Here is a 13,310-nt window from a genome sequence, read left to right as displayed (position 1 = left end):
GAGGCGCCCTCCGCCTGCTTCTGGGTCAGGCCGTCGGAGAGCATCACCCGGCAGAACGGGCAGCCGATGGCGATCCGGTCGGCCCCGGTGGCCAGTGCCTCCTCGGTGCGGTTGAGGTTGATCCGGGTGCCCAGCTTCTCCTCCATCCACATCCGGGCGCCGCCGGCGCCGCAGCAGAATGACTTCTGTCCGTGCCGCGGCATCTCGCGCAGCTCCACGCCGGGAAGTGACCCGATCAGCTCCCGCGGCGGTGCGTAGACGCCGTTGTGCCGGCCCAGGTAGCACGGGTCGTGGTAGGTCACGCTCTGCGCCGTCGAGGCCACCCCGGCCGTGTCGGCCTGGTCCGGCCGGGCCACCGGTGTCAGCCGCTTGTCGCGGACCAGCCGGTTGAGCAGCTGGGTGTGGTGGACGACCTCGTAGTTGCCGCCGAGCTGGGGATACTCGTTCTTGAGCGTGTTGAAGCAGTGTGCGCAGGTCACCACGATCTTGGTCGCGTTGACCTCGCCGAGCATCTCGACGTTCTGCTGGGCCAGCATCTGGAAGAGGAACTCGTTGCCCGCCCGCCGGGCCGGGTCACCGGTGCAGGTCTCGCCGTCGCCCAGCACTGCGAAGCTGACCTCGGCCATGTGCAGCAGCTCGGCGACCGCGCGGGTGGTCTTCTTGGCCCGGTCCTCGAAGGCACCGGCACAGCCCACCCAGAACAGGTAGTCCAGGTCCGCCATGTCCTCCACATCACCGCCGGCCAACGGCACCTCGAAGTCCAGGTCCTTGGCCCAGTCCATCCGGGCCCGCGCCGACATGCCCCACGGGTTGGACTTGTTCTCCAGGTTCTTGAACAGGCCGCCGAGCTCGCTGGGGAAGGCCGACTCGATCAGCGTCTGGTAGCGCCGCAGGTCCACGATCGTGTCGACGTGCTCGATGTCGACCGGGCACTGCTCGACGCACGCGCCGCAGGTGGTGCACGACCAGAGCACCTCGGGGTCGATGACTCCGCCGCCGTCGGGCATCGCGGGGTCACCCTCGGTGGCCCCGACCAGTGGGCGCTGGGCCTCAGCAACTGCCGAGGCGGGTATGCCGTTGCTCGCGCCGTCCGCAGCGCCGGACCGGGCTTCCTCGTCGGCCAGCAGCCAAGGGGCCTTGGCGTGGTGGTGGTTGCGCAGGGCCAGGACCAGCATCTTGGGCGACAACGGCTTGTCGGTGTGCCACGCCGGGCACTGCTCCTGGCAGCGGCCGCACTCCGTGCAGGTGGAGAAGTCGAGCAACCCCTTCCAGGTGAAGTCCTCGACCTTGCCGACCCCGAGCGCAGCGTCCTCGTCGAGCTCCTCGATGGCCTCGAAGTCGATCGGCGACCCGTCGACCATGATCGGCTGCACGGCCGCGAGCGAGGTGCGCCCTTGGGGGTGGCGCTTGAACCAGATGTTGAAGAACGCCAGGAAGCGGTGCCAGGCCACGCCCATCGTGGGGGTCACCGCGATGGTGATCATCCAGGCCATCGAGATCAGGATCTTCAGCAACGCGACCAGGATGATCGCGGTCTCCAGCGCCCCGACCGAGACACCGTCGAAGAGACCGCCGAGCCAGGCGGTCAGCGGGAAGGTGACTGCGGTCGCCCACGATTCGCCCTCGGCCTGCCCCAGCGCGTACTCCAGGCTCCGCAGCGTCACGATGCACAGGCCCACCCCGAGGATGACCGCCTCCACGACATACGCCTGCCAGAAGGTGGACCCCCAGAACCGGCTGCGCCGCCCGCCGCTGCGCGGGTGCTCGCGCTGCCGGACCACGATCAGGGTGAGTATGCCGAGGATCGCCCCCCACCCGAAGAGCTCGAACAGCCAGGCCAGCGGGGCGAAGTGCGCCAGGCCCCACAGCGCGAAGTGCGGGTCGAACAGCTGGCCGTAGGCGTTGACCAGGGTCAGGAACAGCAGCCCGAAGGAGACCATGACCACCCAGTGGGCCACCGCGACCCACGGCTTGCGGGCCATCCGCCCGTGCCCCAGGACCTCGCGGACCAGGGTGGTGGTCCGCGCGCCGGGCTGGTCCGTGCGACCGGTGGCCGGCTGGCCGAGCCGGAACTTCGCCACGAACTTGGCGATGGCGGCCACGAAGAGCGCCACCGCAGTGCCCGTCGCGCTCAGACCGATCACGATGGCCAGGATCTGCACTGCTGACATGGGTGAATCCTACGGACCGACCTGCCGCCCCGTCACCAGGCCCGCGGTGCGTCTGCCCCATGGTCTCGGTGGGCCTACGGCGGAATAACGACGAGTTGGGTGATGTATCACCTGGTAGGCAGGTATCGACTGCCGAAGACGCGACAAGAGGAGAGCTCCCGTGCCCGTGCTCGACGACATCACGCAGGTGATCGGCAACACCCCGCTGGTCCGGCTCAACCGGCTGACCGAGGGACTCGACGCCGAGATCCTGGTCAAGCTGGAGTCGCAGAACCCCGCGGCCTCGGTCAAGGACCGCATCGGCAAGGCGATCATCGACGCAGCCGTCGCCGACGGCGCACTGCAGCCGGGTGGCACGATCGTGGAGGGCACCTCGGGCAACACCGGGATCGCGCTGGCGATGGTCGGCGCGGCCCGCGGCTTCAAGGTCGTCCTGGCCATGCCGGAGACGATGAGCCTGGAGCGGCGCGCACTGCTGCGGGCCTACGGCGCTGAGCTCGTGCTGACCCCCGGTCCCGAGGGGATGAAGGGCGCGGTCGCCAAGGCCGAGGAGATCGCCGAGCAGACCGGCGCCGTGCGCGCCCGGCAGTTCGCCAACCCGGCCAACGTCAAGGTGCACCGCGAGACCACCGGCCCGGAGATCTGGGAGGACACCGACGGTGGCGTCGACATCTTCGTCGCCGGTGTGGGCACGGGTGGCACGATCACCGGCGCGGGTGGCTACCTGCGCGAGCAGAAGCCGGACGTGGAGCTGGTCGTGATCGAGCCGGCCGACAGCCCGATTCTGACCGGCGGTGACCCCGGGCCGCACAAGATCCAGGGCCTGGGCGCCAACTTCGTCCCCGACATTCTGGACACCGAGATCTACGACGAGGTCGTCGACGTGAAGCTCGACGACGCCCTGCGCGTCGCCCGGGAGCTGGCGACGAAGGAGGGGATCCTGTCCGGCATCTCCACGGGCGCGATCATCTGGGGCGCGTTGGAGCTCGCCAAGCGCCCGGACAACGCGGGCAAGACCATCGTCGCCATCGTGTGCGACTCCGGCGAGCGCTACCTGTCCACGGTGCTCTTCGAGGGCATGACCGACTGATGCTGGCCACGGCTCAACACGCGTGGGCCGGTGTGCGCGAGGACCTCGACGCGGCCATCGCGCGCGATCCGGCCACGAGCGGTCGGGTGGAGATGGCGCTGGCCTCTCCGGGGCTGCACGCCCTCTGGTCCCACCGGGTGGCGCACCGTATGTGGCGGCACGGCGGAGCCCTGCGCCTGCCGGCCCGGCTGCTGTCCCAGCTGTGCCGTGCGGCCACGGGCGTCGAGATCCATCCCGGTGCGCAGATCGGTCGCCGCTTCTTCATCGACCACGGCATGGGCGTGGTGATCGGTGAGACCGCGGAGATCGGCGACGACGTCATGCTCTATCACGGGGTCACCCTTGGCGGTCGCTCCATGGCCCGGGTCAAGCGGCATCCGACCGTCCGGGACGGCGCCACCCTCGGTGCCGGGGCCAGGGTCCTCGGCCCGGTCACCATCGGGGTGGGCGCCCAGATCGGCGCCAACGCGGTCGTGGTCAAGGACGTGCCGGACGGCGCTGTCGCGACTGGTGTGCCGGCGCGGATCCGGCTCCCCGCGGCGCAGGTGGACCCGGGCGAGGCGCTCTACGACGAGCCGGCGCTGTGGATCTGAGCGGCTGTCGGCATACGCCGCACTGAAGCGGCGGCAACGACGCCGGCCCGCCCCCGAGATGGGGGACGGGCCGTGGCGGTATGCCGTGTCGGCCGAGCTCAGGGCAGTCGCTCGCCGCCCGGGCCGAAGCCGGTCTCGTCGACGGTGACCTGCCCCTCGGCGTCGATGCTGCCGGTGGCGTTCTCGTAGTCCCCGTCCGTGGACTCGTGACCGCTGACCTTGGAGCGGGCATTGCCGGCGGCGGACTTGGCGCTGTCGCCGACCTTCGCGGCGACCTGGGGCGCCTGCTCCTTGACCTCCTCGACCTTGCTCTGGACCCGTGGGTCGGCCCAGACCTTGCTGGCCTGGTCGGCCAGCTGCTCGTAGCGCTCGCGGCCGGCCTTGGCCCCGAGGACGTATCCGATGCCGACACCGGTCAGCAGGGTGAGCTTGCGCATGGTGACTCCTTCCGTCGTCCGTGCTTGTCGGGAGCAGCCTAGCGGGGACGGCGGTCGCGTCCACCCGACCGGTTGGTCCGCCCGCCGGGCTGGGTCAGCTCCGGGTGCTCCTCGGGGTTGCCCACCACGGCCGCCGCCACTTCGACCATGGGCAGCCCGCGGGCTCGGCTGTAGTCGCGCAGCAGCGCGAAGGCATCGTCGATGTCGACCCCGTGCAGCTGGGCCACAGCCCCCTTGGCCTGCTCGATGACGATCCTGCTGTTGAGGGCGTTCTGCAGCTGCTCCGTGAGCAGCTCGCCGCGGCGCAACGCCTGCTCCTGCAGGATGCCGATCGTGGCAGCGTGAGTCAGGGCCTGGACGATGCGCACGTCCTCCGGGCTGATCTGGCCCCGGCGGGTGCCGAACAGGTTGACCGTGCCGATGACGTTGCCGCCGTGGCGCATGGGGATCGCGCAGACAGAGTGAAAGCCGGCAGACAGTGCGTGCGGCGTGAAGACGGGCCAGCGGGTCGCCGCCGCGTCGAGGTCGTCGACCAGCACCGGGTGGCCGGTGGCGAAACAGTCGCGGCAGGGTCCCTGGCCGTTCTGCAAAGCAAACAACCCCAGCAGGCGGACCGATTCCTGCGAGGCCGCCATGAACTGCCGGTCACACCAGGGGCGGAGGGTGTGGGATTCGAACCCACGGACGTTTCCGTCGGGCGCTTTCAAGGCGCCTGCACTCGGCCACTATGCGAACCCTCCAGGACCCGATGGGGGTCATCGGGCCGCTGTGCACAGTCTCTCACCCTTCGATCGTGGTCCGGCACCGGATTGCTGCTACGGTTCTCTTGGTTGTAGTTGCAGTTCCTCGCATGTGAAGTACACGCTGGCCCCTCGGGTCCGGCACGTCGGCACCAACCGGGAATGACCCGGCGAGTGGGGGGTTCATCTCAGCCCTCCTTCCACATCCTGTGGGGGGCGACGCACACGCACAGCAGAAAGAGATGTCATGGCACAGGGAACCGTGAAGTGGTTCAATGCGGAGAAGGGCTTCGGCTTCATCGCCCAGGACGGCGGAGGCCCGGACGTGTTCGTCCACTACTCGGCGATCGAGACCAACGGCTACAAGTCCCTCGATGAGGCGCAGCGCGTCGAGTTCGAGGTGACGCAGTCCCCCAAGGGACCGCAGGCTGACGCCGTCCGCCCCGTCTGAGAGGGCTGCGACTCCCCTGCGGAGTCTCAGCACCTGGCCCCCGGATCCCTCGTGGATCCGGGGGTTTCGCTGTGTGCACAGCCCACCCACCCGGGTATGCCGTCAGTAGACGACGCCGAATTGCGCGGGATTGTGTCCATTGCGCCGTCGCCGGAAACGGCGCAATGCACCGAACCCCGCGCAACTCGTGGGGTACGCCGTCAGCAGACCACGCCGACGTCCTCGAGGGCGTCCTCGGTCGGTGCGGGCGGGGTCTCCTCGGGGGTCGACGCAGGGCTGGGCTCGGGATTCGGGGTCTCCTCGGCGCTCGGCGGGGATGGCGTGATGGTCGGCGGGGGAGGCGGGTCGATGGCGTCCTGGACCCTCGCCCGGATCGCCGTGTAGTTGGGGTCGCCGACATCGGTGTTCTGCACGGTGAAGGGCAGGCTCTTGATCGAGCCGTTCTGCACCCGCTGCACCAGCTCGGCCCACGCCGGCAGCTCATCCCGGGAGATGTCGGCGCGGACGTTGTCACCGGCGACCCCGACGACCTGGGGATAGCGCTGGATCATCGTCAGCGGGTTGACCTGCTCGATGACCGCGGCCACCACGCACCGCTGCCGCCGCATCCGGCTGAAGTCGTCGGTCGTGATGCGGGACCGGGCATACCACAGCGCCTGGTAGCCGGTGAGGTGCTGCTCGCCAGGCTCCAGATAGCCCGACTCGCTGCCGGGGACCAGCATCGGCCGACCGTCGGCGGTGGTCGTCGTGCGCCCACCCATCGGCAGCCGCTCCTGCACGTTGATGTCCACCCCGCCCATGGCGTCCACCAGATCTTGGAAGCCCTCGAGGTTGACGATCACGGTGTAGTCGATCGGCAGCCCGAGGATCTCGCCGATGACGTCCTGGGTCGCGGTGAGTCCCGGGTTGGGGTCCATCGGATACCACCCGGGGTTGGTCTCCGACGCGGCCTCGGCCTCGGTCCAGATGCCGTTCATCAGGCAGGCGTCACCGCAGTTGTAGCCCTGCGGCCAGACCCGGCTCAGCGGGTTGTCCGCGGGGATCGGGACCTTCTCGAGGTTGCGGGGGATGCCGAACAGCACCGCGTCCCCGGTCTGCGTGTCGATGCTGGCCACCAGCATCGAGTCGGTCCGGACCCCCTCCCGGTTCTCCCCTGCATCCGAGCCCAGCATCAGCAGGTTGACCCGCGGCGTACCCGACCACGGGTTCTTCTCGTCGCCCAGATCGGGTGTGGCCAGGGTGCTGGCGCTCTGGTCATGCGAGCGGCCGATGAAGATCTTGTCGACCGCGTCGGAGTGCGCGTCGATGTAGCGCAGACCCACGGCGGCCGGAGCGGCCAGCAGCAGGCACATGAACCCCGTGAAGACCGACAGCCCGGCCCGCTGGCCGCCGGACATCGGTCGGGGCCGGGTGGTCAGGGCGGTGAGCGCCACCGAGGCCATCCAGACCAGCATCCCGAAGGCCATCACGATGCCCAAGGTCTGCAGCGTGTCCGGGCGAGAGCCCAGCGACAGGGCGGCCGACTCGGCACCCTGACTCACGACATACCAGGCCGTGCCGACCAGCAGGAGCAGGGCGAGGACCAACAGCACGAGCCCCAGGGGCCGGCGGCGGGTCAACGCCAGCCCGGCACCGGGGAACAGCGTGCCGAGCGCGGTCAGCCCGAGACTGCGGCGCAGTGGCGCCGACCGTGTGGTCGGTTGCCCCTCGGACTCGGTCTCGTGCTCCTTGTGCTCCTTGTGCTCCCGACGAGTCAATGGTGCGTCCGTGTCGTCACCGTCCGTGGACGGTCGGCCCGGGTCTCCGGGTCGTGACGTGTCCGACATCGGCAGCCTCTCGGGAGTTGGGTTGAGACGACAGCATTCTGACCCATGTCAACGCGCGAGGCGTCTGCAAGGTTTCGTTGTTTGGCGAACGCTACCGTCCGCGGGTAGCCTGATCGCCGTCCCGAGCCCGGTCCGATGCCGGATCGCCTCGGGTCTGGAGGTGTCGCCTAGTCTGGTCTATGGCGCCCGCCTGCTAAGCGGGTTTGGGGCTACAACCCCATCGAGGGTTCAAATCCCTCCGCCTCCGCGGATGTCACGAGCCCTCGGCCCTGCGGGTCCGGGGGCTCGCGGCGTCCCGTTGCGCGCCGGCTCCCTGCCCGGGTCAGGTATGCCGTCTGCTCAGTCGGGTGCGTCGCTGCTGTCCTCGCCCCCGTCGGCGTCGTCGGTCTCGACCTCGACTCCGTCGGCGTCGTCGGTCTCGACCTCCGCTGTCTCGGAGCGTGCCCGGCGCTCGATCCCGTCGACGACCTCCTCGGCGTCGCTGCCCGGCGGCAGCGGCTGCACGGCTGACTTGGTGGTGGGCTCTCCCTGGGCCGGACTGTCCTTCGGTCCTTCGGCCATCGTTCCTCCTCGACGTCGGTGCTGTGCTCGCCAGCATGCCAGGTGGCTGCGGGAGGCTCCACCGATCGCGCCCGCCCGGCATACTGGGCCGGTGAGCGCAGAGCTGGTCTACCTGCTGGTGGGCCTCGGTCTGCTGCTGGCCACGGTGTTGCCGACCGTGCTGGAGGGCCGGGCGGTCTCCCCGCCGATGATCGTGCTCGCGGTCGGGGTGCTGGCCGGTCTGCTCCTGCCGGGGGAGGATCCCGTCGAGCCGATCCTCAACGCCGAGCTGACCGCACACCTGGCGGAGGCGTGCGTCATCATCTCGCTGATGGGGGTCGGCTTGGCCCTGGAGCGGCCACCGGGGTGGCGGTCCTGGCGGGCCACGTGGGGTCTGCTGCTGATCGGTATGCCGTTGTGCATCCTGGTCGTGGCTCTGCTGGGCTGGTCCGTGCTCGGGCTGACGCTGCCTGCGGCCGTGCTGCTGGGTGCGGTGCTGGCGCCGACCGACCCGGTGCTGGCCTCCGACGTGCAGGTCACGGGTCCGGTGGTCGAGGGGATGGACGACGTCGATGAGGACGAGGTGCGGCTGACCCTGACCAGCGAGGCGGGCCTCAACGACGCCCTGGCCTTCCCCTTCGTCTACCTCGGCCTCTTCCTGATGGGCCGCGGGGCCATCGGCGACTGGGGTCTGGAGTGGGTGCTGTGGACCCTGCTGGGCAAGATCGTGGTGGGGGCCGTGCTCGGCTGGGTCTGCGGGTGGCTGCTGGGCAGACTCGCCTTCCGCGCGTCGGGCACCCTGCGCATCGCCGAGCACGGCAACCCGCTGCTGGCGCTGGCGGCGACCTTCGCGGTCTACGGCCTGGCCGAGCTGGTCGGCGGCTACGGCTTCCTTGCCGTGTTTGCCTGCGCCCTGGCCGTGCGCTCGGTGGAGAGCACGCACGGCTATCACCTGGACATGCACCGGCTGATCCACCAGCTCGAGACGATCCTGACCCTGGTGCTGCTGCTGATGCTGGGCGCGGCGCTGACCGCTGGACTGCTCGGACAGCTGACCTGGCAGGGCGTGCTCGTCGGGGTCGCGCTGGTCTTCGTGATCCGGCCCCTGACGGCGTGGCTGTCGATGGCCAGGTGCCCGGACGTGGCGCGCAGCGAGCGGTGGGTCATCGCCGGTTTCGGGGTCCGCGGCATCGGCTCGATCTACTACCTGTCCTTCGCGCTGAGCAGCGAATACATCTCCGAGGGCCTGCAGCTGTGGGCCGTCGTGGCCTTCACCATCGTGCTCTCCGTGGTGGTGCACGGGGTCACCGCGACCCCGGTCATGCGGCGCATGGACCAGCGCCGGATGCAGGGCACCGTGACCCCGCCCGGGTGAGCCCGAATCGATTTCGCCGCCCCTGCCCGATCCGGTACCGTGGACCGTCGTCGCCGAGGCGACCACCAGCGCCCGTAGCTCAACGGATAGAGCATCTGACTACGGATCAGAAGGTTGGGGGTTCGAATCCCTCCGGGCGCGCTCGTGCAGACACCGGCTGTGACCAGCCGCAACTCACTGAACCGCCGTTTCATCCCCATCGCTGGTGCGGGTCATTCGGCTTCCCGGGTCGTGTCCTTCGGCATGAGTCCATCCTCGTTTTCTAACGATGGAGACTCCTACCAACCCAGCGCGATTCATCAAGTCATCACCGCGCTACCCGTCCAAAGGTCACGGGCCCGCCCATGCTGGTTGGTACGGTCTACTGCTGTGACCGACGAGAAGCAACGGATGCGCTGGATGGACCTCCTGCGCGGGGGTGCCGTCGTGCTCGTGGTGATTTTCCACGGAGCCAACACCTCTGTCGCCCCCAGCCCCGTCCTCATGTTCAACGAGGCGATCGGTGATAGTCGTCTTGCGGCGCTCTTCGTCGCTTCCGGGCTGCTCCTGGACAGCTCCCTGGCCAAGGGCCCGTCGAGGTACGTCTCGGGCAAGCTGCGCCTGATCGTGTGGCCCTACCTCTTCTGGACGGCGCTGATGATTCCGCTGAGCGAACGGAGCCGTCCGCTCGACCCTGTCTGGTGGATCTGGCCGAGTGGTAGTCACACCTGGTTCCTCATCACCCTCGCCACGATCTACGCGCTGGGGTTCCTCACGCGCATCGTCCGACCCGGGTGGATCGCCTTTGCCCTCCTGGTAGCGAGCCAGTTCATCGATCGTGGGGGTTTCGAGCTCGGTCCGTATATACACCACGTGACGTGGTTCGGGGCCTTCTTCTTCCTCGGGGTGACACTGTCCAGGCACATCGACGGCGTGATGGCCGCCCCGGTATGGGTGTTCGCGATCGGTGCGGGCGTGACCGTTGTCTGGTCGGTTCTCAACGCGCTGCCCGACCCACCCGCCGCGAGGACTCTGACCGCAGGAGTGATCACGGCGACAGCGGTGGCAACCATCGTATGGGTACTGGCGAGGCTCCCCCTGGTTTGGCCGTTGACGCTGATCGAGCGGCTGGGGAAACGCTCGATCGTCACCTTCCTGCTGCACGTCCCGGTGTTGAGGATCCTCGTGAACTACTTCGGGTGGCCGCGCGACGACTGGGCCGGCTTCCTGTCCCTGGTCCTCACCCTTCTGCTCGTGTGCATCGTCGCCACCAGGTTCTACCCCCAGATCCGGTGGCTCTTCGAGTGGCCCGGGCCTGCTCGATCCCGGCCGCCAGCCGTGCACACAGACCCGCATGCACCGCCCGCGTCCCTTCGCCCCTGAGCGCGTCCACCGGCCATCCGCCGGGTGGACACGAATGCGCCCGGGATGACGGAGACCATCCACCGCCCTTGGCGACTGGCCGGCTGACCTCAGTGGGTGACGGTGTCCCGGGCAGCCGACGCAACAGGGTGGGCGTGCGTTCCGCGCCGGCGCGCTCAGGGCCCGGCAAGGTTGCATCTCAGCAAGTCAGTGTGAGTAGGGTCGGGTGGGTGGCATGATGTCGGTTCCAGCGGCGATGCTGGTCCACGCAGCCAGGCGCCGCAGGCTTGATGGCGGTGGCCCCGGGGATGCCGGGGCCCCTCGTCTTGTTCGGGACTTTGCGCCCCAGCCTTCAATGTGCTCTACATCCTGCGTGCGGCGCGGGTTCACCAGATGACGTCTGGTCCGTGCGGCAAGAGACCGTGGTCCTGGATCAGGCGGTGAGTGCCGGCATGGCATCACGGCAGCCTATGGGTGTGGGCCAGAACCCGGTCAACGGTCAGAAGCCCAGGTCTCTGCCACCTGGTAGTAGGCGTCGTCGTCCTCGGCAAGCAGGGTGACCGACCGGAGGGTGCTCGGAGCACGCTCGACCCGAACGAGACGAGCGACTTCGCGATCGTGCTTGGTCACGACGAACTCCCTGTGATTGTCGGACATGTCATCGAGCAGCGCGAGGCACCGGGCTTTGACCTCGCTGGTCTTATGATGCCACTCACCATGGTCACTATGTCTGCACCGAGGCCGGTCAGCGTGATGGTGCATAGGGTGCCGAGTGTCACCGCGTGCACGGGGATCCGGCCACTCGGCGGTGAATTCGGTGCCGAGTGTCACCGCGCGCACGAGTGAGGACCGACCAACCAGGCAAGCGCCGATCGCCGCGAGTCAGACGCGGGTGGCCCGTCGCAGCCACCGGCCCAGCAGCTCGGCCCCGACGCTGACCGCGAAGGACGCGAGCAGCACCGTGGTGACGACCGGGAAGCGGAAGACCGCGAGATTCTCGGCGAGCAGTCGGCCGAGGCCCGCCGCGCCCACCACCCCGACCACGGCCGTGTCGCGGACGCAGATCTCGAATCGGTAGAGCGTGTACGTCAGCAGGTGGTGCCCGGACGGCGGGGCGATCGCGGCGATGGCTGCGACGGAGGGCCGCACGCCACTACGGCGGAGCGCATCACGGGCCTGGGTGTCGATGCTCTCCCACGCCTCGGCGACCAGCCGGCCGAGTATGCCGCCGGTGTAGAGACCGAGGGCGAGTGCGCCGGGCAGGATGCCGGGGAAGAGCGCGAGCAGCGCCACGATGGCCCAGACCGTCGGCGGCACCGAGCGCAGGAACAGCAGCACGAAACGTGCGAGCAGCCAGCCGGCCAGTCCGGCGGCGCGGCGTAGCCGAGTGACACTGTGCCCAGGGGCGGGCCGGGACTGCGTGGCCCAGGGCCCCAACACGAGCGTCAGGGCGACGGCGACGGCCATCGCCAGCACGGCCATCGCCACCGTGTCGGCGACGGAGGCGATCAGCTGAACCCACCCGCCGAGCGGCAGGGCCGGCGGAAAGAGATCGCCGAGAAGCGTCGTCGCCAACGTTCGAGTGCGCTCGGAGGTGAGCCCGGCCAACGAGACGTCGGAGACCCACCAGGCGAGCGCCATACCGAGCGCGCCCACGACCGCGGACCAGCGCGCCCAGCGGGACCGCCGACCCGTGCGAGCCTGCGGCAAGCCCTCGAGCCCCGGAGAAATCTCGGTGCAGTTGACCACCGCCATGTCCGAGCGCAGCCGGGTGCTCCACAGGTCGACCACCGCGGACAGCAGCAGCACGGCAAAGATGAGCGTCCAGACCTCGTCCCAGTTGCGCGACTGCAGGCTGACCACGAGCTCCTGGCCCAGACCGCCCAGCCCCACCACGCCCAGCAGCACCGCGGAGCGGATCGCGCACTCGAAGCGGTAGAACGAGTAGGACAGCAGCAGCGGAGAGGCGCCCGGCAGCAGGGCATAGGCCATCGCCGGAAGCGAACGGGCCCCGGAGTGACGCAACGCCCACAACGGTTCGGCCGGGACGTTGTCCAAGGTCTCCCCGAAGACCTTGGCGGTCTGCGCACCGAAGGGGATGGCGATCGCCAGCACTCCCACGAGGGGGTCCAGGCCCAGCACGCTGACCAGCAGCAGCGCCCAGACCAGCTCGTGGATCGACCGGGCTGCCACCAGGACCCCGCGCAGGCCGAGCCGCGTCATACGCAGCAGGGCAGGTGGATGGCGGGCCCAGGCGACATCGCTGAGGACCAGCCCACCCACGGCACCGATCAGCAGTGCCCCCAGCGTGCCCAACGCGGCGAAGGCGATGGTGACGACGGCGCCGTCCAGCACGATCCGCAGGAAGGTGGGGTCCAGGGCCGGCGAGAGCGCAGTGGCCAGCAGATCGTCCAGCAGTCGCAGACCGTTCCAGTTCACGAGCCCGGTGCCGCCGGTCACCGCTCGGTGGCCGGCCCAGACCAACGGCAGCACGACGAGCAGGACACCCACCAGCCGGCGCCGCCGCACGGTGCCCACGCTCACCCGGTGTGTCGTGGTCGGATCGAGCGGGGACCGTGCCGGGAACCCGGTGGCTCCGCTGTCGACGTCGCGCTCGAGGTGCTGGGTCATGGCTGCGGCGTCAGGTCAGCGCGTAGAGGTCAGCCAGGCGGTCCTCGTCCAGCTCCGTCACGGGGAGGTCGAACACGAGACGCCCCGCGGACAGCCCGATGGCTCGGGTGCAGTG

General features: G+C 69.4%; 12 protein-coding genes and 3 tRNA genes. 7 read left to right on the top strand and 8 right to left on the bottom strand.

Translation table 11 applies throughout. The features are described 5' to 3' along the window. On the bottom strand, positions 1-2,171 hold a 2,171-nt coding region (locus ACR2FV_RS03200), incomplete at its 3' end, for a (Fe-S)-binding protein (RefSeq protein ID WP_434014255.1). 160 nt (positions 2,172-2,331) lie between these two features. Here ACR2FV_RS03200 and cysK point away from each other — a divergent pair. Together cysK and epsC are read left to right on the top strand one after the other, a co-directional pair. Then, positions 2,332-3,261, top strand: a complete 930-nt coding sequence (cysK, locus tag ACR2FV_RS03195) for a cysteine synthase A (protein ID WP_434014254.1) — start codon at positions 2,332-2,334, stop codon at positions 3,259-3,261. Beyond that, positions 3,261-3,854: a serine O-acetyltransferase EpsC gene (epsC, locus tag ACR2FV_RS03190; protein ID WP_434014253.1), complete on the top strand. Its 594-nt coding sequence runs from the start codon at positions 3,261-3,263 to the stop codon at positions 3,852-3,854. Before cysK ends, epsC begins: the two co-directional genes overlap by 1 nt. Positions 3,855-3,952: 98 nt before the next feature. Here the strand turns inward: epsC and ACR2FV_RS03185 are convergent, their stop codons facing one another. The 3 genes from ACR2FV_RS03185 to ACR2FV_RS03175 form a co-directional block, all read right to left on the bottom strand. Further along, positions 3,953-4,291, bottom strand: coding sequence for a YtxH domain-containing protein (locus tag ACR2FV_RS03185; RefSeq protein WP_434014252.1), 339 nt, complete (start codon positions 4,289-4,291; stop codon positions 3,953-3,955). Between the two features lie 38 nt (positions 4,292-4,329). Continuing rightward, positions 4,330-4,926, bottom strand: coding sequence for a GAF and ANTAR domain-containing protein (locus ACR2FV_RS03180; RefSeq protein WP_434014251.1), 597 nt, complete (start codon positions 4,924-4,926; stop codon positions 4,330-4,332). Between the two features lie 22 nt (positions 4,927-4,948). After that, positions 4,949-5,031 (bottom strand) — tRNA-Ser (locus ACR2FV_RS03175). Between the two features lie 247 nt (positions 5,032-5,278). Between ACR2FV_RS03175 and ACR2FV_RS03170 the strand changes: the two genes are divergently transcribed. Beyond that, positions 5,279-5,482: a cold-shock protein gene (locus ACR2FV_RS03170; RefSeq protein WP_220121964.1), complete on the top strand. Its 204-nt coding sequence runs from the start codon at positions 5,279-5,281 to the stop codon at positions 5,480-5,482. Between the two features lie 200 nt (positions 5,483-5,682). Here the strand turns inward: ACR2FV_RS03170 and ACR2FV_RS03165 are convergent, their stop codons facing one another. Continuing rightward, the gene (locus ACR2FV_RS03165; RefSeq protein ID WP_434014250.1) at positions 5,683-7,239 is read right to left on the bottom strand and encodes an LCP family protein; all 1,557 of its coding nucleotides are present in this window, start codon (positions 7,237-7,239) and stop codon (positions 5,683-5,685) included. Positions 7,240-7,464: 225 nt separating this feature from the next. Between ACR2FV_RS03165 and ACR2FV_RS03160 the strand changes: the two genes are divergently transcribed. Continuing rightward, positions 7,465-7,555: transfer RNA gene (locus ACR2FV_RS03160), tRNA-Ser, on the top strand. 92 nt (positions 7,556-7,647) lie between these two features. Here the strand turns inward: ACR2FV_RS03160 and ACR2FV_RS03155 are convergent. Next, positions 7,648-7,869: a hypothetical protein gene (locus tag ACR2FV_RS03155; RefSeq protein ID WP_434014249.1), complete on the bottom strand. Its 222-nt coding sequence runs from the start codon at positions 7,867-7,869 to the stop codon at positions 7,648-7,650. Between the two features lie 91 nt (positions 7,870-7,960). Between ACR2FV_RS03155 and ACR2FV_RS03150 the strand changes: the two genes are divergently transcribed. The 3 genes from ACR2FV_RS03150 (at position 7,961) to ACR2FV_RS03140 (ending at position 10,585) form a co-directional block, all read left to right on the top strand. Continuing rightward, the gene (locus ACR2FV_RS03150) at positions 7,961-9,223 is read left to right on the top strand and encodes a cation:proton antiporter (protein ID WP_434014248.1); all 1,263 of its coding nucleotides are present in this window, start codon (positions 7,961-7,963) and stop codon (positions 9,221-9,223) included. Positions 9,224-9,291: 68 nt separating this feature from the next. After that, a tRNA-Arg gene (locus ACR2FV_RS03145) sits at positions 9,292-9,364 on the top strand. Positions 9,365-9,592: 228 nt separating this feature from the next. Continuing rightward, positions 9,593-10,585, top strand: a complete 993-nt coding sequence (locus tag ACR2FV_RS03140) for an acyltransferase family protein (RefSeq protein ID WP_434014247.1) — start codon at positions 9,593-9,595, stop codon at positions 10,583-10,585. A gap of 471 nt (positions 10,586-11,056) precedes the next feature. Here ACR2FV_RS03140 and ACR2FV_RS03135 read toward each other — a convergent pair whose 3' ends face one another. Together ACR2FV_RS03135 and ACR2FV_RS03130 are read right to left on the bottom strand one after the other, a co-directional pair. Next, a complete protein-coding gene (locus ACR2FV_RS03135) occupies positions 11,057-11,194 on the bottom strand; it encodes a hypothetical protein (RefSeq protein ID WP_434014246.1) in 138 nt (45 codons plus the stop codon). 252 nt (positions 11,195-11,446) lie between these two features. After that, complete coding sequence (locus ACR2FV_RS03130; protein WP_434014245.1) at positions 11,447-13,195, bottom strand: PhnE/PtxC family ABC transporter permease; 1,749 nt, start codon at positions 13,193-13,195, stop codon at positions 11,447-11,449. Positions 13,196-13,310: the final 115 nt, after the last annotated feature.

The sequence above is a fragment of the Ornithinimicrobium sp. genome (genome assembly GCF_051004135.1).
GTDB lineage: Bacteria > Actinomycetota > Actinomycetes > Actinomycetales > Dermatophilaceae > Ornithinicoccus.
Note: the sequence above shows the minus strand (reverse complement) of the source record. Positions and strands in the feature narration are given on the sequence as shown.